The organism is Propionivibrio sp. (genome assembly GCF_041441355.1).
Lineage (GTDB): Bacteria > Pseudomonadota > Gammaproteobacteria > Burkholderiales > Rhodocyclaceae > Propionivibrio.
Genome location: NZ_JASDTF010000003.1, coordinates 1 through 21,462, shown reverse-complemented (window position 1 = coordinate 21,462; position 21,462 = coordinate 1). Strand labels below are relative to the sequence as shown.

Sequence of the window (21,462 nt, the reverse complement as noted above, 5' to 3'; positions counted from 1 at the left end):
CCCGCGAAAAGGCCCCTTCCCGTCACACGTCCGGAGACTCAAATGCTGGTCAGACTGACATCGAATACCTCCGGCGAAATGATCATGTTCGCCGAGCATGCCCGCCGCCTGTTCGAGATCGTCGGCAAGGAATGCACGGCGCGCGGCGTGTTCACCACCGAGCAACTGCCCGCCGCCATCGCCCGCCTGCGTCAGGCGGTGCAGGACGACCGCCAAGCCCAGCAGAGCGGCGAGCGGCAGGATCAGCGCGACGGCGTCGACGAACGTGAAGAGGACGAAGAACACGCCGAAGCACGCAAAGCCGGGCGCATCGGCGTCAGCCTCGGACAGCGCGCCCAGCCCTTGATCAACCTGCTCGAATGGACGCAGAAGGAAGGCGGTTTCGTCCTCTGGGAAGCCGAGCACGACTTTTGAGCCGCCTGCACCGCCTACGCCGAGGGCTTTGCGGCGGACTCGCCCTCCTCGCGTTTTGCCTCGCCAGCATCACCCCACGCAGCGCGTCGGCCGCCGAAGCAACTTCGGCGCAAACGACTGCCGCAGCCACGGTCGCCGTCGACGTCGGGCACACCCTCGCCGCGGTCGGCGCGATCAGTGCGCGCGGACGCGGCGAATTCGACTTCAACCGCGAGCTCGCCGAGAAGGTTGGCGTGGCGCTCGTCGAACGCGGCTTGGCGCTGCGTCCGGTCAACGCCGACGGGCGCATCGAAAGCCTGCAGGCCCGGCCGCAGGCGGCCCTGGGCAGCGATTTCTTCCTCTCGATCCACCACGATTCGGTGCAGCCGCACCTGCTCGTCGAATGGGATTGGGACGGGTCGATGCAGACCTACAGCGACACGCACCGCGGTTTCTCCTTCTTCGTCTCGCGGCGCAGCCCGGACCTCGAAACCAGCCTGCGCTGCGCCTCGGCGATTGGTAGCCGCCTGCGCCGCCTCGGCTTCGTCGCCGCAACGCACCACGCCGACTCGATCCCCGGCCGGCCACGCCCCTATGCCGACGTGGCCAATGCAGTGCATTACTACGACAACCTGGTCGTCCTCTACCGCACCACGCTGCCCGCAGTGCTCTTCGAAGCCGGGGTGATCAAGCACCGCGAGGAGGAACTCGAGCTGCGCGACCCGCAACGCCAGGCACGCATGGCCGACGCCATCGCCACCGGGATCGCGGCCTGCCTGTACGGGCGTTGATTGGTTGATCACGGCGCCGAGGCATCGGCGCCGCCGGATCAGAGCATCTGGTTGACCAAGCGGTCGGCGCGCACCCGCGCCAGACGGCGCATCAGGCGTTGCACCGGCGCCGGGTAGGCGTCGACGCACTCCAGGTTGTCGGGCCCGGAAACGCGCTCGGTGTACTCGAGGATGCGCGCCAGTTCGGCCTCGTGCTGCGCACGCAGCAGTTTCTTCGGGTCGTGGATCAAGAGGCCGTTCTCGAGGTCGAGCCGCCAGGCGCGCGGATTGAGGTTGTTGCCGGTGATCAGCGCGTAGTCGTCGTCGACCAGCAAACCCTTGAGGTGGTAGGTGTTGTTGCCGTGCCGCCAGAGCCGGATCTCGAGCTGGCCGCGTTCGATCGCCCGCCGATGCGCCTGGCAGAAGCGGCGCAGGTTGGCTTCGTAGAGGTAGGGCAAGGCACCGATCGTTTTGTACGGCTCGTCGGGCGGGATGTAGAAGTCGTTCGCCGTCTTGTCGCCGACCACCACGGTGATGCGGCAACCGGCGCGGATCTGCCGGTCGAGCGCCCGGCGCAGCGGCCCCGGGAGGTTGAAGTACGGGGTCAGCAGAATCAGGCGCCGTTTGGCACGGCGCACCAGTTCGAGCAGGACGGCGTTGAGTTCGTTGCGACGCAGGCCCAGGCCCAGCAAGGGGGTGATATCAACCTCGTCGGCACCGCGTGGCGCGGAGGCGTCGGGCAAGGTGTACCGGGCGCGGCGCAGCTCGTGCCGGAACTCCGAAATCGCCGGGCGCAATTGCGCCGTCTGCGGGCGCGTCGCGCGGTCGAGCGGACACACCGCAGGGCTGGCCAGGAAGACGTCGGTGAGCAGCGCCGCCAGGCTGTCGGCAAGCGCCGCGCTGCGGATCAGGTGGTAGCGGTCGAGCCGGTAGCGGCCGTGCTTCTGCAGGTACACGTCGTTGAGGCTGGCGCCACTGTAGAGCACCTGGTCGTCGATGACGAAGCCCTTGAGGTGGAGCACGCCAAGGAACTCGCGCCTTTGCACCGGCACCCCATAGACCGTCACCCCCGGCCCCAGGCGTTCGGCCTGCGTCCGGTACAGCGCGGCATTGCCTTCCGACTTGGCCTTGCCGATCAGGCCGCGCTGGGCGCGGTGCCAATCGACGAAGACGGCGATCTCGAGCGACGGGCGCGCTTTTTTGGCGGCATAGAGCGCGGCCAGCACTTCGCGGCCAGCATCGTCGTCCTGCAGGTAAAGGGCGGCGATCAGGATGCGCCGCTCGGCGCCCGCGATCAGCTCGAGCAGCGTCTGTCGATAGGCCTCGGGACCGGACAGGGTCTGCACGTCGCGTGCCGGAACCGGCAGGCTGGGCAGTTCGGACAGGCGTCTGGGGGCACCAAGGTGGGCGCGCCAGCGTTGCCAGGCCGTGGCCAGAGTGGAGTTTTTCAGGGGATCGAGGGGCAAGGGTTTCACGGCGGCTGATTATACCGGCTTTGCCTGCCGCCGCCCTTAACGGCGGCGTGCTTCTTCGTCCCTGGGGAGGATCTGCATCCCGCCCGGCGCGACCAGGGGCATCGGCAGCGAAACGCCGTAGCCTTGCGCGTAATCGACTCCGATTTCGCGCAGCTGAGCGATGATCGCGTCGTTCTCGGCATACTCGGCGATGGTGCGCATGCCGAGGATGTGACCGATGCGGTTGATCGTCTCGACCATCGCCAAATCGACGCTGTCGTGCTCGATGTCCTTCACGAAACCGCCGTCGATCTTCAGGTAATCGACCGGGAGGTGGCGCAGGTAGCCGAAGGAGCTGCTGCCGGTGCCGAAGTCGTCGAGCGCGAAGCGAATGCCGATCGCCTTGCACGCCAGGACGAAATCCGCCGCCACCTGGATGTCGTGTACAGCGACCGTCTCGGTCAGCTCGAAACAGACGGCCCCGGGTTCGAGTTGATGCAGCTCGGCCTGCTGGCGCACGAAGTCGATGAAGTCCGGGGTGTTGAGCGAGGCCCCGGAGAGGTTGATGCAGCAGGTCAATGGCGCGCCGCCGCGTTCGGCCTTGAGCCGCGGATAGGCGGCGAAAAGGGTGGCGATGACCCAGCGGTCGATGGCGTGGATCAGGTTGAAGCGTTCGGCGGCGGGCAGGAAGCGGCCGGGAGGAATGATCTCGCCCCCCCGCCCGATCATGCGCAGCAGCACCTCGAAATGCTGTCGTTCCGGCTCGTTCTTTTCCGGGTGTAGCGGCAGGTAGTCCTGGTAATACAGCTGGAAACGCCCTTCCTCGAACGCCGCGTTGATCTGCGGCACCCAGCCGGTCTCGCTGCGCCGTGCTGCGAGCTTCATGTCGCTGGCCTGGTAGACGCAGACCCGGTTGCGGCCTTGCGCCTTGGCCCAGTAGCAGGCGCAATCGGCTTCGCCGATGATTTCGGTGATCCCGGCGTGATCGGCGCTGATCCGCGTCAGGCCGATGCTGATGCCGACCGAGAACCGCTTGCCGTCGCTCACGAACACGTATTCATCGACCGCGGCGATCAGTTCGCTGGCGATCACCCGCGCCCGCTCGAGGTCGCAGCCGACCAGCAGGGCACCGAACTCATCGCCGCCAAGGCGCGCCAGCGTGTCCGATTCGCGGATGTGAGAACGGATCAGCTGCGCCAACTGGACCAGCAGGCGGTCGCCGACAGCGTGCCCGCAGGTGTCGTTGACCACCTTGAAGCCGTCGAGGTCCATGTAGCAGACGACCTGCGTCTGGCCGCTCGCTTGCAGCTCGGCCAGGGCAAGGCGGACGCGATTCTCGAATTCGCGCCGGTTGAAGATCTCGGTCAAGGGATCGTGGGTCGCCTCCCACGAACGGCGTTGATCGATTTCGCGCGAGAGGCTGACGTCGCGCAAGACCATGACTCCACCGGTCAGTTTTCCGTCGGCGTCGAAAATCGGCGCCGCCCGTTCCTCGACCGCCAGGCGGCTCTGATCGGCACGACGGACTTCGCTCCGCCCCTGGCAGGAGGCGCTACGCCGTTCGGCCAGCGCGGTGTGCAGCGCCGCCGCCAGCGGCGCATCGCTCTGCGCGTCGAACAGGCGCACCACCTCGCCCAGCGGCCGCCCGCGCGCCGCCGCCATGCCCACGCCGAACAACGACTGGGCGGTCGGATTGAGGTATTCGATGCGACCTTCGGCGTCGGTGGTGACAACGGCGTCGCTGATTGCGCCCAAGGTTGTTTCGGCGCGTTCCTTTTCGGTGTGCAGGGCATCCATCACCCGGCGCAGGACGCGCAGCGGCAGAACGCGCAAGGTCAAGAACACCAGGAAGCCCAAACCGACACCGATCAGCACGGAAATACCGATCTTCACGAGCGTCGAGCGCAACGACACCTCGTACTCGAGGAATCCGGTCACCCGATCGGCATCGTGCAGTTCGAAGCTGCGCTGCACCACCGGGGTCAGTGGTGCTTCTCCGGCCTCGGCGACCAGCATCCGCTCAAGGTCGAAAACCTGCAGCCGCTCGAAACGCTCGAGCTCCGGGCGCCGTTCGAGGGCGTCGCGGACGCGTTTTTCGGTCAGCATCCAGGTTTCGGGGCGGGAAACGATCAACGCCTCGACCGCGATCACCTTCATCTTGCCTTTGAATTCGAGGTCGTCGTTGAAATCACGGTACACCGCGCTGCCATAGCCAAGCGGAAGGCTCACCGCAACCAGGACGGCAAGAGCCCCGGCGAACTGCGTCAGCGATTGCTGCAGGCGGTGGTAGGAAGGCGTTGGCATACCGGCCGTCGCTCAGGGAATCCAATGGCCGTGGGCGCGAAGGATCGCCTGACCTTCCTCCGAGCGGATGAATTTCACGAAGCGCAGCACATCGTCCGAGGCGTGTTCGCGGATGATCAGATGATGCTGTTTGGCGATCGGGTACAGGCCCTTGGCTGCGTTTTCCGGCGTCGGCGCCACCTTGTCGAGGGTCAGCGGCACCAAACGGCGCTTCTCCGAAAGCACCATCCCCAGCGTCGAAATGCCGATCGCCCCGGGAATGCGTTCGGTCAGGTCCGCCATTTCCTGATCGCTGCTGGCGTAGGACAAGCCCTCACGCTGGGACGCGGCTTTCAAGGCGTCATGCACCGTCGGTGAAAGGCTCATCACCTTTTCGACGTTACTTTCGTTCAGTCGGCGCATGATCGGCCGCACCGGCGTCCCGTCAGGCCAGGTCGAGGTCCGGCCCGAGTAGAGGTCGGCCAGCTGCTGGCGACTCAAGGCGCCGATGCCCTGTTCCGGGCGCACCACGATCACCGTCGGCGTCGCGGCATAACGGATGTCCCTTAGCCCCTGCTCGCGATACTCGGGTTTGAGCGGGCCGGAGGTGACGCCAATTTCGAGACGCTGCCGCAGCACCCCCTTGATCGCGCCGGTACTGCCGACGCTGGGGATCACCTTGACCTTCCGCTCGGGGGACTGGCGCATGTAGGCGTCGGCCAACAGCGTCAAGGCCCCCAACGCGTCCCCGGTCCCGCTGATCCGTAGGGTCTCTGCGCCAGTGCTCAAGGACAGCGCGACCAGCAGCAGCGCGAACCCCGCACGGCAAAAGCGATCGAACTTGAACAGAAACGATGGCACGGTGGATTTCCCGTTGAGACATGCATTCTCGATATTCAGATTGTAGGACATAGTTCCATTACTGGGCATGGCGGACGGTATTTTTCTGCATGTGCAAGCCCTCTCGTCTGGGGTCAGAGGCATCCGATGCCTCGCGTGCGGCCAGCGCCTTGCTCCTGCTAGAATCGGGCAGACGAAAATCGTTCGCATCGTTTGCATCCCGAAAGCGCGGAGGCAGGAGTGAGTACACAGCAGTCCTTCGGTTCGACCCCAAGCACGGCCATGCCGGTCGACACCCTGGCGCGGCCGCTGCACGACCTGCGCATCTCGGTCACCGACCGCTGCAACCTGCGCTGCACCTATTGCATGCCGCGCGAGGTCTTCGGCAAGGATTTCGCCTTCCTGCCCCGTGCCGAACTCCTCTCCTTCGAGGAAATCACCCGTCTGGCGCGGATCGCCGTCGATCTTGGTGTGCGCAAGCTGCGCCTTTCGGGCGGCGAACCCCTGTTGCGCCACGACCTCGAACGCCTGATCGAACAGCTGGCCGCGTTGCGCACACCCGATGGAAAAGCGCTTGAGATCGCCATGACCACCAATGGCGTCCTGCTCGGGCGCAAGGCCTCGGCCTTGCGCGACGCCGGACTGACGCGCCTCACGGTCAGCCTGGACGGGCTCTCCGACGCTACCTTCCAGCGCATGTCCGACAGCCCGGTACCTGTGGCGCGCGTGTTCGAAGGCATTGCCGCCGCCCAGGCTTCCGGACTGACGCCGCTCAAGGTCAACATGGTCGTCCGGCGCGGCATCAACGAACACGAGATCGTCCCGCTGGCGCAGCATTTCCGGCACAGCGGCGTGATTGTGCGCTTCATCGAATACATGGACGTCGGCAGCAGTAACGGCTGGCGTCTGGACGAAGTCGTCCCGGCCCACGAAGTGCTGGCGCGCATCGGCGCCGAATTTCCGCTGCTCGCCATCGATCCCAACTACCACGGCGAAGTTGCGCAACGCTGGGCCTACGCCGACGGTGGCGGCGAAATCGGCGTCATCGCCTCGGTCACCCAGGCCTTCTGTCGCGCCTGTTCACGCCTGCGCCTATCGACCGATGGACGACTCTACACCTGCCTGTTTGCCACGTCCGGTACCGATCTGCGCGATCCTTTACGCCGCGGCGCCGACGATGCTGACCTGGCTGCACGGATCGCCGACACCTGGCGCGCACGCCAGGACCGTTACTCGGCGCTGCGCCACGCGGAGACGGCAGCGCCAGCAAACGGAAAACGCATCGAGATGTCCTATATCGGCGGATAAATGCCCCTGAACCGGCCCCGCCATTTTGAAGATCGATCAAATCCCCTTGCCGCCCGCTGCGCGACAATGCCAGCAGCGTGCAACAGGGGCCACCTTTCCAGCAGAGGATCCGCCGTGAACGAAACGCAGGACCTGACCCATTTTTCTCCGACCGGCCGCGCCCGCATGGTCGACGTCGGCGGCAAGGAGAACAGCGAACGCCTGGCCGTCGCCCGCGGTTGCATTCGCATGCAGGCAGCCACACTTGAGCGCATCCAGTCCGGCCGGATCGCCAAGGGCGACGTACTCGCGGTCGCCGACGTTGCCGCGGTAATGGCCGCCAAACGCACCTCCGACCTGATCCCGCTCTGCCACGGCTTGGCGCTGACGGGCGTCGACATCGATTTTCATCCCGATCCAGAGCTCGACGCCGACGGACAAGCCAGTCTTCAAGTCGAAGCGCGGGTGCGCTGCGTCGGTCAGACCGGGGTCGAAATGGAAGCCTTGACCGCCGTCAGCGTCGCGTTGCTTACCGTCTACGACATGTGCAAGGCGATCGACCGCGGGATGCGCATCGAAAACGTCCAACTCGAGGAAAAACGCGGCGGCAAAAGCGGCATTTGGCGGCGGAATCCCGGCCTTGCAACGTCCGAGGCCCAGCCATGATCAAGGTTCTGTTTTTTGGTCCGGTGGCCGAACGTGCCGGCACTTCAGCGCTTGAGCTTGAAACTTCGCCCGGACTCACGCTCGGCAGCCTGCGCGAACACCTCACCACGCGCTATCCCGAGGCGTTCGCCCTGGTTTCGCTGATGGCCATCGATGGCCGCCACGAAAGGGACGCTCAACGCCCGCTCGAAGACGGTGCCGAAGTCGTCTTCATGTCGCGGTTTTCTGGAGGTTGAAGTGTGAACGCCGCAAAAGAAACGAAAGAAGAAAACGCTCCGGTTCGTGTCCAGAACGCCGATTTTTCGGTCGATGCCGAACTGCGCGCCTTGCGCGACGTTTCGCCACGGATCGGCGGCATCGCCAGCTTCGTCGGTTGCGCCCGCGATTTTTCCGAAGGCCGGGCGGTACGCGAAATCAGTTTCGACGCCTATGCGCGCATGGTCGTCCCTGAAATGGAAGCCTTGCGCGACGAAGCCATCGAACGCTTTGCACTGATCGACGCCCGTCTCGTACATCGCCTGGGAACCGTCCAGGCCGGCGACAACATCGTTTTCATCGCCGCCGCTGCCGAACATCGAGCCCCCGCATTCGACGCCTGCCGCTGGCTGATCGACACCCTCAAAGCCCGAGTTCCGATCTGGAAAAAAGAAATCACGCCCGAAGGCGAAACCTGGGTTACTCCGCACCCTTGAGCCAGGCTGAATGTGGACGGGAAAACCAGGCGCAGAACCTGTGGATGAATTGTAAACAGCCTCTTAAGCCCAAATCTGTGGGTAAGTTGTGACAACTCATCCACAGCGTAATACACCTTCCTTACAGATCCGGTTTTAGGGTTTACAGTTTTGTTTTTAAATGGTTTTAAAAAGTTATACACAGGATTGTCTGTGAGTAAACAATAGTAGTTGTTATATATAAAAAAACTATTAAAAACCGATGGGCTGCACCCTGGCCGCAGGAATTCGACGGCAGCAAGCCCACAGGGGAAGAAAACAAAGAAAACCGAAAGCAGGAAACCATGCCTCAACCACCGCTTTTCATTTTTGTCGGCCACTCGGGAGCAGGAAAGACAAGCTTCGTCGAACGCCTGGTTGGCGAACTCGATCGTCGCGGTCTGCGCGTGGCAACGATCAAGCACGCGCATCACAAGGTCGAACTCGATCACAGTGGCAAGGACAGCTGGCGTTACACCCAGGCCGGCGCCAAGCTCAGCCTGTTATTAACGACGGGTGGCTTGCAGTTGGTTGCCGAAGCCGTTGATCGACGCGAACCCGCCGAGTTGGCCGAACGTTTCCTGGGCGAAGCCGATCTGGTGCTGGCGGAAGGTTTTTCGCAGGCACAGGGTGAAAAAATCGAGGTTCTGCGACGCGCCCATAACCCGACGCCACGTTGCGCCCTCGACGATGGTTTGATCGCGCTGGTGACCGACGTCGGTGAGGTTTATCCGGAATTACCGCGCTTCGCCCTCGATGCGGTCGGCGAGGTTGCCGACTTCCTGCTGGCGCGTAGCGCCCGCTCAGACAAATGAGCGGGGTTCGCCTCGACGATTGCACGGCTCTGATCGTCGCCGGCGGCGAATCGCGACGCATGGGGCAGGACAAAGCGACCCTGGCCTTGAATTCAACGAATTCAAATAACGCAATGAACGCACAGCCGCTGGTCGATGAACTGGCCTATCGTTTGCAGCCGTTCTTTGCACAATTGTTGGTCAGTGTTCGTGCGCCGCGTGCCGAGATTCGCTGGCCCCAGGTTTTCGACGATCCGGCATTGATGGGGCCGCTTGCCGGATTGGAAGGCGGACTGCGCGTTTGTTCGACGCCGTGGTTGTTCGCCCTGGCGGTCGATATGCCCTTCATCGACCCGGCCACGATCCTCCGTTTGGCGGAGTTGCGGAACGACGTCGATGCCGTGGTGCCGTGCAGCGAAGGTGTGGCGCAGCCGCTGGTGGCTTTCTATTCGCGGTCCTGCCTCACCCGGATCGACGAACTCACGGCCCAGCCCGACGGCCGGCGCAGTCTGCGCGCAATGCTTGAAGGCCTGCGCGTGCGGTACGTCGACGCGGCGGACCTGGGGGCGGCGGAAAAGGTCTTTGTCGATCTCGACACTCCGGAGGATGTGCGAAAGTATGGTTTTTCACTGACGGACAAGGTGCAAAACAATTTCTGACCTCAACGGCAGGAACACCGGAAATAGGATTAAGGAGCAAGGCTTGAGCGAAGAAACTTTTCTGAGCGTCGATGCGGCCCTGGCCTGCGTGCTTGAGCACGCGGTCCTGGGGATGAGTGAGTCCGTGCCGTTGGAGGCGGCGCAGGGCCGCGTCCTGGCGACCGAAGTGCGGGCTAATCGTGACCAGCCGCCGTTTGACGTTTCGGCGATGGACGGCTACGCGCTGCGCAGCGCCGATCTGGCGACGGGGACGGCAGTGCTAACCGTGCTCGAGGACATCAAGGCCGGGGATCGACCCCGGTGCCGCGTGGAGGCAGGCGAGTGCGCCCGCATCATGACCGGTGCGCCGGTGCCGCCGGGCGCCGATGCAGTACTGCGCGTCGAGGATACGCAAAGCCTGCCCGACGGGCGGGTCGAATGCAGGAAGCGCGTTGAGGCCGGCAACGACATCCGTCGGCGTGGCGAAGGCATGCACTGCGGACAAGTGCTGTTGTCTCCCGGAACCTTGATCACGCCCGGCGTGGTGGGCATCCTGGCAACCGCGAAATGCGCGCAGGTCGAGGTCTATCGTCGTCCGCGCGTCGCCGTGCTGGCGACTGGCGATGAACTCGAGGCGCTCGAGGCACCGCTCGATCCCGTGCGCATTCCCGACTCCAACAGCTACGCCCTGCTCGCCCAGGTGCAAGCCTTGGGCTGCGAGGCGGTGCGCTTGGGGATTGCGCGCGACGATCCCGAAGACCTTGCCCGTCTGCTGCGCCAGGGCCTGGAGGGAGGGAATTTCGATGTACTGCTGGTTTCCGGCGGCTCCTCGGTCGGGGTGCACGACCACGTGCGGCCGGTGCTGGCGCAGCTTGGGGTTAGCATGCATTTCTGGCGCGTCGCCATGCGCCCCGGGCATCCGCTGGCCTTCGGCAGCAGCGCGAGCGGCCAATTGGTTTTCGGCCTGCCCGGCAATCCGGTGTCGAGCATGGTCTGTTGCGAGGAATTCGTCCTGCCGGCGTTGCGCCAAATGATGGGTCAGGAACGCCGGTACAAACGGACGCTGACCGCGCGCCTGACCGCGCCGGTGAAGATCCGCCCGGGGCGCACCGAATTCGTTCGCGTCGGTCTGGGCCGCGACGCCGACGGCACGCTGCTCGCGACGCCGACCGGCACCCAGAGCAGCGGCGTGTTGCTGTCGATGGCCCGCGCTGACGCCCTGCTGGTCGTCTCGGCGGCGTTGTCCGGGCACGCGGCGGGCGACACGGTGCGCGTGCAATTGCTCGACGGCGGCGAATTGCAGACCGAACTGGGTCTGGAAACGTAAAGGAAAAGGCATGAGTGCAAGCCCCATCACCCCCATTGCCTCCATCGCACGAATCGGCATCCTGACGGTCTCCGATCGCGCCAGCCAGGGCGTTTACGAGGACCTTGGCGGACCGGCGATCCGCGCCTGGTTTGCGCGCACGCTAAGCAGCGAATGGGCGGCCGTGGCGCGGGTCATCCCCGACGAGCAGACCGAAATCGAAAAAGCGCTGATCGAACTTGCTGATGTCGAGGGATGCAGCCTGATCGTCACCACCGGCGGCACCGGCCCGGCGCCGCGCGACGTGACGCCCGAAGCAACCGAAGCGGTGTGTGCCAAGATGCTTCCCGGTTTCGGCGAATTGATGCGGGCCGCGTCGCTAAAGTTCGTCCCGACCGCGATTCTTTCGCGCCAGACCGCCGGCATTCGCGGACATAGCCTGATCGTCAACCTGCCTGGCAAGCCATCGGCGATCGATGACTGCCTCGACGCTGTTTTCCCGGCGATCCCGTATTGTCTGGATCTGATCGATGGCGCCTGGCTGGAGAGCGATCCCGCAGTGTGCGCGACCTTCCGTCCTAAACATGCCGCCAAGAAAGGCGTCTCGTCATGAAACGCATGCATTTCCGTCCGGCCGTTATGGTCATCGTGTTTGCCGGATTGTGCAGCGCCTCGCTCCAGGCCGCCGAAGTGCAGGTTGCCGTGGCAGCCAACTTCGCCGTGCCCTTGCGAAAGATTGCCGAGGATTTTTCCCGCCACAGCGGGCATACGCTGCGCGTCTCGTCGGGCGCCACCGGCAAGCTCTACGCGCAGATCGTCAATGGCGCGCCCTTCGAAGTCTTCCTTTCGGCCGACAGTACGACGCCCGAGCGGTTGGAGAAGGAAGGCCAGGTCGTCGCCGGCAGTCGCTACACCTACGCCGTCGGGCGGTTGGTGTTGTGGTCGGCACAGGCCGGAGTGGTCGACGAAAAGGGCGAGATCCTGAATACCGGGCCTTTCCGTTACCTGGCCTTGGCCAACCCGAAGACCGCACCCTACGGCGCGGCGGCGGTCGAAGTGCTCGAGGCGCGCGGTCTGTACACGCGCCTGCAGGACAAGTACGTGCAGGGCGAGAACATCGCTCAGACGCACCAGTTCGTCGCCAGCGGCAATGCCGAAATCGGTTTCGTCGCCTTGTCGCAGGTCTGGCAGGACGGGAAGCTGACCGGGGGCTCGGCCTGGCGTGTTCCGCCTGAGCTGCATGCGCCGATCCGCCAGGACGCGGCCCTGCTCAAGCGCGGCGAAGCCAACGCCGCCGCTCGCGCCTTCCTCGACTACCTGAAGAGCGAGCCAGCGCGGCGGGTGATCGCCGCTTACGGCTACGGTTTCTGAAGCCAGAAAACGCATGAGCGACGCCGACCTCGCCGCGATCGTCCTGACTGCCAAGCTGGCCGGGCTGACCACCGCGCTGCTGCTGGTGTTCGGCACGCCGCTGGCGTGGTGGCTGGCGCGCAGCCGGGCCCGGTGGACGGGCGCGGTGCACGCCGTCGTCGCCTTGCCGCTGGTCTTGCCGCCGACGGTGATCGGCTTCTACCTGCTCGTCGCCTTCGGCCCGCAAGGACCGTTCGGCCGGTTGACCGAGGCGTTGGGCCTGGGTCTTTTGCCGTTTACTTTTTCCGGCTTGGTCGTCGCTTCGCTGATCTACTCCCTGCCCTTCGTCGTCCAGCCGCTGGTCACCGCCTTCGCGGCGATCCCCGAGCGCACGCTGGAAACGGCCGCAACCCTGCGTGCCGGGCCGCTCGACACCTTCTTCAGCGTCGTCCTGCCGCTCGCCCGGCCGGGCTATCTGAGCGCGCTGGTGCTCGGTTTCGCGCACACCGTTGGCGAGTTCGGCGTGGTGCTGATGATCGGCGGCAACATCCCGGGCGCGACGCGCGTCGTCTCGGTGCAGATCTACGACCACGTCGAGGCGCTCGACTACACGCCGGCGCACTGGCTTTCGGGCGGCCTGCTGGTGTTCTCCTTCCTTGTCCTGCTTGCGCTCTACGCGCTGCAGCCGCGGCCAGTACGGGCATGAGCATGTCTCCGCCTTCAGGCGTCGTCGCCCGGCTTGAGCTTGCGCGTAGCGAGTTCGCGCTCGACGTCGACCTGACCCTGCCCGGACACGGGGTGAGTGCGCTGTTCGGACCTTCGGGTTCGGGCAAGACGACGCTCTTGCGCGCCCTGGCCGGGCTCGAACGTGGCGCCCGCGGACGGGTGAGCGTCAATGGCGAGGTCTGGCAGGACGAAGGCGAGAAAGGTGTCTTCGTTCCGACGCATCACCGCGCGCTGGGTTACGTTTTCCAGGAGGCGAGCCTCTTGCCGCACCTCTCGGTGCGCGCCAATCTCGAATTCGGGCAGAAACGCATTCCACCCGGCGAGCGTCGAGTCGGCGCCAAACTCGACCTCGACACCGTCGTCGGCTGGCTGGGCCTCGAACGCCTGCTCGAACGGCGCGAGGTCGGCGCGCTTTCCGGCGGCGAACGGCAGCGCGTGGCCATCGGCCGTGCCCTGCTCGCCAGCCCGCGTCTGCTGCTGATGGACGAACCCTTGTCGGCGCTCGACGCGACGAGCCGGCAGGAAATCCTGCCCTACCTCGAGCGCCTGCACGACGTGCTCGAGGTGCCGCTGCTCTACGTCAGCCATGCCTTCGACGAAGTGGCGCGGCTCGCCGACCACGTGGTGCTGCTTGAGCGCGGCCGGGTGCTGGCCAGCGACCGCCTGCACGCCATCGAGGCGCGCCTCGACCTGCCTTTGGCGCAAGCCGAACAGGCCGGTGCAACGCTTGAGGCGACGATCGGCGAGCACGCCGACGCCGATGCGCTTACCCGCCTGGATTTTCCCGGCGGTTTTTTGTGGGTCGGCCGCCTGACGCGGCCCTTGGGTGCGCGGGTACGGGCGCGCGTCCTGGCGCGCGACGTGAGCCTGGCCTTGAGCGCGGCGCCGGATTCGAGCATCCTCAACGTGCTGCCGGCGCGCATCGAGGCCATGGCCGAGGAAAGCGCGCCGGGGCGGGTCGACCTGCGCTTGCGCCTTGGCGAAACTGAAGGAAACGCAAGCCACCTGCTCGCCCGCATCACCCGGCGCTCGGCGCGCCAGCTCGGTCTGGCGGTCGGGCAGCGGGTGTACGCCCAGATCAAGAGCGTCGCCCTGCAGCGCGGGGGGTGAGCCTGTGCAGGGCGGGCGGCTGGTACAATCCGCCCCCGATCGACGCCCCGCGCTGCGGATCCACACCCGGGCGTCGCCAGCATCCCGCCACAGCCCTCAGTCGCTAGCCATCGGCTGGTGGCCCCTGTTTTCCTGATTTCCGGAGCCGTCCATGTCCGTCCCCGCCCGTCCGTCTTTCCCCCTGCCCCGCCTGGCCACGCCGCTCGGTGCTGCCGCCACCCGCGTCATGCTGCTCGGCGCCGGCGAACTCGGAAAGGAAGTGATCATCGCCCTGCAGCGCCTGGGCGTCGAAACCATCGCTGTCGACCGTTACGCCGACGCGCCGGGGATGCAGGTTGCGCACCGTGCGCACGTGGTGTCGATGACCGATGCTGCGGCCTTGCGCACGCTGATCGAAAAAGAGAAACCGCAGCTCGTGGTGCCCGAGATCGAAGCCATCGCCACCGAACTCCTGCTCGAAATCGAACGCGAGGGCTTGGCCGAGGTGATCCCCACCGCCCGCGCGACCAACCTGACCATGAACCGCGAGGGCATCCGCCGCCTGGTCGCCGAGGAACTCGGCCTGCCCACCTCGCCCTACGCCTTCGCCGGCTCGCTCGCTGAACTGCAGGCGGCCATTGATGCGGGCATCGGCTACCCCTGCCTCGTCAAGCCGACGATGTCCTCGTCGGGCAAGGGCCAGTCGCTGCTGCGCGGCCCGGACGACGTGGCGCGTGCTTGGGACTACGCCATGCAGGGCGGGCGCGTGAGCCAGGGGCGGGTGATCGTCGAGGGCTTCATCGACTTCGAGTACGAGATCACCCTGCTCACCGTGCGCGCCTGCGGCGCGGGCGATGCGATCGAAACGCACTTCTGCGCGCCGGTCGGCCACCATCAGGTCGACGGCGACTACGTCGAATCCTGGCAGCCGCAGCCGATGTCCGCAGTGGCGCTGGAGAAGGCGCGCGAGATCGCGGCCAAGGTCACCGCCAGCCTGGGCGGGCGCGGCCTCTTCGGCGTCGAGTTGTTCGTCCGCGGCGACCAGGTGTGGTTCTCGGAAGTGAGCCCGCGTCCGCACGACACCGGTCTCGTGACCCTGGCCACCCAGCGCCTTTCGGAATTCGAGCTGCACGCGCGCGCCATCTTGGGCCTGCCGGTCGATGTCGAGCTGCGCAGCCCTGGCGCCTCGGCGGTGATCTATGGTGGTGTCGATGCGGCCAAACTCGTGTTCGACGGCGTCGCCGAGGCCCTGTCCGTACCGCAGAGCGAACTGCGCCTGTTCGGCAAGCCCGAGAGCTTCGTCAAGCGGCGCATGGGCGTCGCTGTTGCCGCCGCAGACGACGTCGACACGGCGCGCCAACGCGCGCGCACCGCTGCCGCTTGCGTCAAGCCGCGTGCGGCGTGAGCAGAAAAACACGGACGAAAGATTGAACCTGGGCGCCGGAGCGCTTAGAATGGGCGCCTTCGCGGGCGTCGTATAATGGTAATACCTCAGCTTCCCAAGCTGATGCCGAGGGTTCGATTCCCTTCGCCCGCTCCACTGTATCAATCTGCGGACTTCCGCAGAAGTCCAAGAGAGTCTGCAAGTCGTTGCCGCACAAAGACTTTTCCTCTCTTTGACGGTCTGCCGTAGTCCACTGCGATCCGCCTACAGCCGGGACTTTCAAGTCCACAAACAAGTCCATTTTTGTGGGCGCGGCTGATTCCGGATTGTTGATGGAGGGGCGAGGTCGACGTGACCAGCATCTGGTTCCTGACTCATGTTCAGGAGCAAGAGCATGGCACTCTCAGACCTGGCCGTTCGACAGGCCAAGGCAACTGGCAAGGCATACACCCTCCCTGACTTGGATGGCCTCTCCCTGGCCGTCACGGCTGCAGGGGGCAGGACTTGGCACTTCCGCTACTACTGGGCGGGCAAGCAGAAGCGGATGTCGCTCGGCACCTACCCGGAGGTGACGCTTCGCGAGGCCCGCAGCCTGCGCGACGAAGCGCGCGCCCTGCTGGCCAAAGGCACCAATCCTCGCGTTCACCGCAAGCAGAAGCGCACCGCTGTCCGGCTCGCCGACGAAAACACCTTCGAGGCGGTGTATCGCAAGTGGCTCAAGCATCGCGGGCTCAGCCTCAAGGAAGGCCGGCAGACGACCCTCTCGATACTTCCGCGCATCTTCGACAAGGATGTGCTGCCCGCCTTGGGCAAGCGGTCGGTCTATGAGATCAAGCGTCCCGACCTCTTGGAGGTGATCGCCAAGATCGAGAAGCGCAAGGCGCTCTCCGTCGCCGAGAAAGTCAGGACGTGGTTCAACCAACTGTTCCGCTACGCGCTGGTGATCGTGCCGGGCCTGGAGCAGAACCCTGCCTCCGATCTCGATGTGGTGGCGCTGCCGCTGCCACCCGTCAACCACAACCCGTTCCTGCGCATGGCCGAACTGCCGAAGCTGTTGCAGCGGCTACGCAGCTATCGCGGCAGGCGGCAGACCCAGCTCGGGCTGCGGCTATTGCTGCTGACCGGCGTGCGAACCGGAGAGCTGCGACAGGCGACGCCGGATCAATTCGATCTGGACCGTGGGCTGTGGATCATCCCGCCCGACGTCGTGAAGCAACTCCAATTGGATATGCGCAAGAAGCGGCAGCAGCCAAAGGACATCCCGCCCTACATCGTGCCGCTGTCGATTCAGGCCATGGAGATCGTCCGGCACCTGCTGGATGAGTTCAAGCCGGCCCAGCGCCACCTGTTCCGGCACGACAGCGACTTGAAGAAGCGCATCAGCGAGAACACGCTCAATGGTGCGCTCAAGCGCATGGGCTATCAGGAACGCCTGACCGGACACGGCATCCGCGGCACGATGTCCACTGCGCTCAACGAGATCGGCTACCCGAAGGTCTGGGTGGATGCACAGCTCTCGCATGTCGATCCCAACAAGGTCAGCGCGACCTACAACCATGCCGAGTACGTGGAGCAGCGTCGCCGCATGATGCAGGACTGGGCCGATCGGCTCGACCTCTTCGAGCAGAACCAGGTCGAGGCAGCCAGCATGCCGCTCACCGTGCATCTGGAAGGCGTACCCGCGTTCCCGAATGAGCAAACCGCAAGCGCCCCCTCCACGCCGGTTGCCGCTTCGCCAATCCTGCTCGTGACGAAGCCGGGTGACGCCATGCCGTTGGTTTCTGCCGCCGCACATCGGCTGCCGGCGGTTCCGCCCCCTCGATCGGCCGCGCCGCTGGTGCCTTCGGACATTCAGCGCGAGAGGATGGAACTGTTCGATGTCTTCGAGGCGCCGCACAACCTTCCCGTCGCTGCGTTTGCCAAGATGGCAGGCAAATCCCGCAGGTGGATCAGCTACGAGATCAAGGCGGGCAACTTGCTGGCGTTGAACGTAGGCAACCGCGGCCAGCGCGTGCCGGACTGGCACCTCGACCCACTCAAGCACGAGCTGATCCAGTCCGTCCTGAAGCTGACCAGGGGTGCGGACCCTTGGCAGATCTACCATGCACTGCTGCAACCGCGCTCGATGCTGCGGGGGCGTTCGGCACTGGAGGGCGTGACGGCCAGCAATCTCGACAAGCTCGTCATGGCCGTGAGCACAGCCGTGAAGGAAAGCGAATGGACCCTGCCGCGAGTCGTGGTTGCCTAGCAGCTTGTTGAAGTTCTCCCGCGCCAGAGCTTGCGTTCCGGCGCCCCGTTTGCGATACCGACCTCAGCCATAGTGAGGCCTCGCGATGCGTGGTGCAGACGTAACTCAGGAATCGTTGTTCACGGTCGCCAAGCTCGCCGACTTCGTTCCGGCGAGCCATCCACTCCGGTTCATTCGGCAGCTGGCCGATGAGGCGCTTGGGCGCATGAGCGGACTGTTCTCAACGCTGTATGCCGATACCGGGCGCGCCTCCATCGCGCCTGAGAAGCTGATGCGGGCCCAGCTCCTGCAGCTGTTCTACTCGATCCGGAGCGAGCGGATGCTGATGGAGCAGCTCCACTACAACCTTTTGTTCCGCTGGTTCGTTGGTGTCGCGATCGACGAGCCGGTCTGGGATCACTCCGTGTTCTCAAAGAACCGGGATCGGCTGAACGGAAGCGAGGTGGCGAGCGAGTTTCTGGCCGAGGTGGTGCGGCTGGCGGAGAAGCGAGGCCTGATGTCGGACGAGCATTTTTCGGTCGACGGCACGCTGCTGCAGGCGTGGGCCTCGCACAAGAGCTTCCGGCCGAAGGACGAAGGTCCGAATGACCCGCCGAGCGGTGGGCACCGCAATGCACAGCCGGACTTCAAGGGTCGGAAGCGCCGCAACGACACGCACGCATCGACGAGCGATCCCGACTCAAGGCTCTACCGCAAAGGCAACACCGGCGCTCAGCTGAGCTACCAAGCCCATGTGCTCATGGAGCATCGGAGCGGCCTTGTCCGCGCAGCGCGCGTCACGCATGCCAGCGGCCATGGTGAGCGTGACGCGGCCTTGGCGATGCTGGGTTCGCTACGCGGTCGGCGACGACGAACGCTCGCCGCGGACAAGGGGTACGACACCGCCGACTTCGTAGCCGGCTGCCGGGCAGCGGGTGTCACCCCTCACGTCGCGCAGAACACCTCGAACCGCCGCAGCGCCATCGATGGCCGCACCACCCGACACGCCGGGTATGCGATCAGCCTGCGGACGCGCGCTTGGATCGAGACGCACTTCGGCTGGCTCAAGGCGGCCGCCGGGATGCGCCAGGTCAAGCAGCGTGGCATGGCGAAAGTCGAGGCGCTGTTTCAGCTGGCGATGGCGGCGAGCAACCTCGTCCGCCTGCCGAAGCTGATCGCCGCGGGGGCCGCGTGATGGCGGCCTCCGTGGGGAAGGTGCGCCCGGAAGCCCGAGAATCGGGCTTGTTCAGAGCTCGACATGCGTTTGCGAAACGTTTGAGAAGCGCGAAAGAGGCTCTGCGGAGCGTTCCAGACGCTCCATCAGGCCAATTTTCAACAGGCTGCTAGCAGCAGGAATGCGGGATCGTGGCGAAACCGCGATCCCGGCGTATCTGTCAGGACACCAAGCGCGCGCGGCGGGCGAATCTTGCCTGGGTGTCCGACAAGGAAGCGTTGCGGCGCAGCAGGTAAGCCATCACGATCGTTGGTGCGCCGGCCAGCGGCCGCACGGCGATGCCTCGGCGTAGGTAGCTCGCCAGTCTCGCGGCAGGCGCAATGGCGATCCCGTACCCGGCGGCAACCAGCGTCATCGCCACATCGAATGTCTCCACCGTTTGCTCCCGCTCCTGCAGCGCGTTCTCGAACACGCGCTGCACGGTCATGCGCCATGGTTCATCGGCCGTGGACTGCGAGCAGATCAAGGGCTGCTTGAGCACTTCCTCGCACGGCACTTCACGGTAGGCCAGCAGGTGGGAGCGCTTGGCCACGGCGACCGCCAGCGTGTCATGCCACAGCGGCTCGCATACCCAGCCAGGCCACTGCCGGGCAACCGCAGACAAGGCGAAGTCGAAGCCGTCGCCCGGCAGCTCCGCGCCTCGAACGGGATCTGTCCATCCGGCCAGGACGGCATGAGTCTCCGGCTCTTCGGCACGCTGCAGGGCGAGCACGTCGGCGAGCTGGGGAGGCACCCATTCGCCGAGGACGGCCATGCGAATTTCGGCGGTGATGTCACTCGATTCCACGTCCAGCTCCCCCCAGGCGGTGAACTCGTGGCAACTGATCTCGAAGCCGTTGAATGAGTTAAGTTTAACGTGGTTTAAATCGTGACCGTGTTCGACGCTCTTGGCAATGCCAAAGCGTTCGATCCAAAGGGGCCGCCCCACCGGCACCACTACCTACGAAGCGGAACCAGCCATCGCGTTTGGGGCTGCCGTGCGGGAAGAGAGAACCAACCAGGGTATCGCTCAGGAAACGCTGGCTCACATGGCCGGCATCGAGCGGTCTCACATGGGCAAGATCGAGCGCGGCGAGCATGTCCCCACGCTCCCCCTCATCCTCAAGATCGCCCGTGCGCTGAAATGCAGTTCCGCCCACTTGATGACTCTGACCGAAGCCAAGCTGGCAGAGTCGGCCCCATCCGCGGATTGAAGCCGGCCTGCGCAGCGGCCGCACGCCTACCCCTGATCGTCGTTGTCCTTGCCCCCAAGGGCTGAATCTTCGCGCTTTGCGGCCTCGTTGAGGAGCCGCAGGTATGGGTTGTCTGGCGGCGTCTCCTGGAACAGCGCATCCGGGCTGACGAGCAGGTAGCCGTGCAGCCGGCGCGACTTGCGCGGCCCCGTGACTTCGCAGGTCCAGATGTTCAGCCCGCTCGGCTGCTTGCGGTGCTGTCCCAGCTTCTCGAAGCGCTTCTGTACCCACTGCCACCCCTCCAGCTTCTCCTGCTTGGCCAGCGCGGCGACTTGAAGGTACTCCTGCGCGTAGCGCTGGAACACGCCGGGGCTGACGAGGTAGGTCGTACCGGCGACGGTATGCACCAGGGCCTTGGCGTCGTTGATGATGAGCTTGCGCGTCTGGATGCTCTGACGCAGCCAGGCCATGAAGTGCGCCCCGGAGGGCTCCGCGCGATCCTGGGAAGGCGCGAGGCCCATCTGCGGCGGGGGCACGGTCGAAGGGGCCGGCTCGGGCTCGGCAACAGGGGAACTCGGGATCTCCGGTGCCGTGGGTGGAGCGGTGTCGCCCAGCAGGTCGAGCAGCGCGGCCACGCCGGTGTCCATGGCTGCGGATGCGACCGGCGCCGTGCTCGCGGATGCAGCTTCGATGCCTTCCGCGCGCGGCCCATCGGCCACCGCCGGCGCCTGCGGCGTCGGCTCCGCTTGTTCCTCTTCGACCTGCACACGGCCTGCGAACGGCGCCGGCCGGTCGGCGGCATCCCAGATCATCGCCGGCGAGAGTTTCAGGAAGGTGAAGGCGTGCGACCAGCCGGCCTCGCTGGTGACCGCAGCCTTCCAGATCGCCTTGCCATCCGGCGTCGGTTGCACGATGCCGTGATCCTGCAGCACGTTGAACACCGCCGTATTGCTCGCCGGGATGCCGTCGATGCCCTGCGACAGCAGATGTGCGCGCAGCTTGTCGGAGACGGTCTTGCTCACCAGCCACAGGGCGTCTTGGGTCAGCCAGCCGTCCGCCGGGCCGGCCTGGTTCAACTTGAATTCTTCCTTGAGCAGGTAGCGCAAGCCGTCGAGCAATTTGCGTTGCAGCGCATGCTT

Annotated in this window: 22 protein-coding genes and 1 tRNA gene; 18 read left to right on the top strand and 5 right to left on the bottom strand. The window is 65.3% G+C overall.

Annotated features, from left to right (window positions below):
• The first annotated feature begins 42 nt into the window (after positions 1-42).
• A complete protein-coding gene (locus QMB55_RS00305) occupies positions 43-414 on the top strand; it encodes a DUF1840 domain-containing protein (protein ID WP_497586657.1) in 372 nt (123 codons plus the stop codon).
• Positions 411-1,184: an N-acetylmuramoyl-L-alanine amidase gene (locus QMB55_RS00300; protein ID WP_497586656.1), complete on the top strand. Its 774-nt coding sequence runs from the start codon at positions 411-413 to the stop codon at positions 1,182-1,184. The genes QMB55_RS00305 and QMB55_RS00300 overlap by 4 nt, the downstream gene beginning before the upstream one ends.
• 38 nt (positions 1,185-1,222) lie before the next feature.
• On the opposite strand, the gene pssA is transcribed toward QMB55_RS00300, so the two are convergent.
• Genes pssA through QMB55_RS00285 form a run of 3 tightly spaced genes read right to left on the bottom strand, consistent with a single transcriptional unit; the run spans position 1,223 to position 5,761 of the window.
• On the bottom strand, positions 1,223-2,638 hold the full coding sequence (pssA, locus tag QMB55_RS00295; protein ID WP_497586655.1) for a CDP-diacylglycerol--serine O-phosphatidyltransferase: 1,416 nt from the start codon (positions 2,636-2,638) through the stop codon (positions 1,223-1,225).
• 36 nt (positions 2,639-2,674) lie between these two features.
• Positions 2,675-4,921 (bottom strand): EAL domain-containing protein, encoded by a 2,247-nt coding sequence (locus QMB55_RS00290; protein ID WP_497586654.1) that lies wholly within the window; start codon positions 4,919-4,921, stop codon positions 2,675-2,677.
• Positions 4,922-4,933: 12 nt separating this feature from the next.
• The gene (locus tag QMB55_RS00285; protein WP_497586653.1) at positions 4,934-5,761 is read right to left on the bottom strand and encodes a substrate-binding domain-containing protein; all 828 of its coding nucleotides are present in this window, start codon (positions 5,759-5,761) and stop codon (positions 4,934-4,936) included.
• 261 nt (positions 5,762-6,022) lie between these two features.
• Between QMB55_RS00285 and moaA the strand changes: the two genes are divergently transcribed.
• From moaA to QMB55_RS00210, 15 genes are all read left to right on the top strand, one after another.
• The gene (gene moaA, locus QMB55_RS00280) at positions 6,023-7,048 is read left to right on the top strand and encodes a GTP 3',8-cyclase MoaA (protein WP_497586738.1); all 1,026 of its coding nucleotides are present in this window, start codon (positions 6,023-6,025) and stop codon (positions 7,046-7,048) included.
• 114 nt (positions 7,049-7,162) lie between these two features.
• Complete coding sequence (moaC, locus tag QMB55_RS00275) at positions 7,163-7,693, top strand: cyclic pyranopterin monophosphate synthase MoaC (RefSeq protein WP_497586652.1); 531 nt, start codon at positions 7,163-7,165, stop codon at positions 7,691-7,693.
• Positions 7,690-7,929, top strand: coding sequence for a MoaD/ThiS family protein (locus QMB55_RS00270; protein ID WP_497586651.1), 240 nt, complete (start codon positions 7,690-7,692; stop codon positions 7,927-7,929). Before moaC ends, QMB55_RS00270 begins: the two co-directional genes overlap by 4 nt.
• 3 nt (positions 7,930-7,932) lie before the next feature.
• Positions 7,933-8,385 carry a molybdenum cofactor biosynthesis protein MoaE gene (locus tag QMB55_RS00265; RefSeq protein WP_497586650.1) on the top strand — a complete coding sequence of 151 codons (453 nt, stop codon included), beginning with the start codon at positions 7,933-7,935 and terminating at the stop codon, positions 8,383-8,385.
• A gap of 323 nt (positions 8,386-8,708) precedes the next feature.
• A complete protein-coding gene (gene mobB, locus QMB55_RS00260) occupies positions 8,709-9,218 on the top strand; it encodes a molybdopterin-guanine dinucleotide biosynthesis protein B (RefSeq protein ID WP_497586649.1) in 510 nt (169 codons plus the stop codon).
• Positions 9,215-9,856: a molybdenum cofactor guanylyltransferase gene (gene mobA, locus QMB55_RS00255; RefSeq protein WP_497586648.1), complete on the top strand. Its 642-nt coding sequence runs from the start codon at positions 9,215-9,217 to the stop codon at positions 9,854-9,856. The genes mobB and mobA overlap by 4 nt, the downstream gene beginning before the upstream one ends.
• A 43-nt stretch (positions 9,857-9,899) precedes the next feature.
• A complete protein-coding gene (locus QMB55_RS00250; protein WP_497586647.1) occupies positions 9,900-11,162 on the top strand; it encodes a molybdopterin molybdotransferase MoeA in 1,263 nt (420 codons plus the stop codon).
• Positions 11,163-11,172: 10 nt separating this feature from the next.
• Positions 11,173-11,754, top strand: a complete 582-nt coding sequence (gene mog / locus QMB55_RS00245) for a molybdopterin adenylyltransferase (protein WP_497586646.1) — start codon at positions 11,173-11,175, stop codon at positions 11,752-11,754.
• Positions 11,751-12,512: a molybdate ABC transporter substrate-binding protein gene (gene modA / locus QMB55_RS00240; RefSeq protein WP_497586645.1), complete on the top strand. Its 762-nt coding sequence runs from the start codon at positions 11,751-11,753 to the stop codon at positions 12,510-12,512. Before mog ends, modA begins: the two co-directional genes overlap by 4 nt.
• A gap of 13 nt (positions 12,513-12,525) precedes the next feature.
• The gene (modB, locus tag QMB55_RS00235) at positions 12,526-13,197 is read left to right on the top strand and encodes a molybdate ABC transporter permease subunit (protein WP_497586644.1); all 672 of its coding nucleotides are present in this window, start codon (positions 12,526-12,528) and stop codon (positions 13,195-13,197) included.
• A gap of 2 nt (positions 13,198-13,199) precedes the next feature.
• Entirely contained in the window at positions 13,200-14,327 is a 1,128-nt protein-coding gene (gene modC, locus QMB55_RS00230) for a molybdenum ABC transporter ATP-binding protein (protein WP_497586643.1), read from the top strand.
• Positions 14,328-14,478: 151 nt separating this feature from the next.
• The gene (gene purT / locus QMB55_RS00225) at positions 14,479-15,711 is read left to right on the top strand and encodes a formate-dependent phosphoribosylglycinamide formyltransferase (protein ID WP_497586642.1); all 1,233 of its coding nucleotides are present in this window, start codon (positions 14,479-14,481) and stop codon (positions 15,709-15,711) included.
• 61 nt (positions 15,712-15,772) lie between these two features.
• A tRNA-Gly gene (locus QMB55_RS00220) sits at positions 15,773-15,846 on the top strand.
• Between the two features lie 238 nt (positions 15,847-16,084).
• The gene (locus QMB55_RS00215) at positions 16,085-17,938 is read left to right on the top strand and encodes a tyrosine-type recombinase/integrase (protein ID WP_497586641.1); all 1,854 of its coding nucleotides are present in this window, start codon (positions 16,085-16,087) and stop codon (positions 17,936-17,938) included.
• A gap of 85 nt (positions 17,939-18,023) precedes the next feature.
• Positions 18,024-19,112, top strand: a complete 1,089-nt coding sequence (locus QMB55_RS00210; RefSeq protein WP_497586640.1) for an IS5 family transposase — start codon at positions 18,024-18,026, stop codon at positions 19,110-19,112.
• Positions 19,113-19,311: 199 nt separating this feature from the next.
• Here the strand turns inward: QMB55_RS00210 and QMB55_RS00205 are convergent, their stop codons facing one another.
• Complete coding sequence (locus QMB55_RS00205; protein WP_497586639.1) at positions 19,312-20,088, bottom strand: substrate-binding domain-containing protein; 777 nt, start codon at positions 20,086-20,088, stop codon at positions 19,312-19,314.
• Here QMB55_RS00205 and QMB55_RS00200 point away from each other — a divergent pair.
• A complete protein-coding gene (locus QMB55_RS00200; protein WP_003282197.1) occupies positions 20,045-20,344 on the top strand; it encodes a helix-turn-helix domain-containing protein in 300 nt (99 codons plus the stop codon). The two genes, QMB55_RS00205 and QMB55_RS00200, sit on opposite strands and share 44 nt — an antisense overlap.
• A gap of 26 nt (positions 20,345-20,370) precedes the next feature.
• Here the strand turns inward: QMB55_RS00200 and QMB55_RS00195 are convergent.
• The coding region (locus QMB55_RS00195; protein ID WP_497586638.1) for a conjugal transfer nickase/helicase domain-containing protein at positions 20,371-21,462 on the bottom strand (1,092 nt) is incomplete at its 5' end.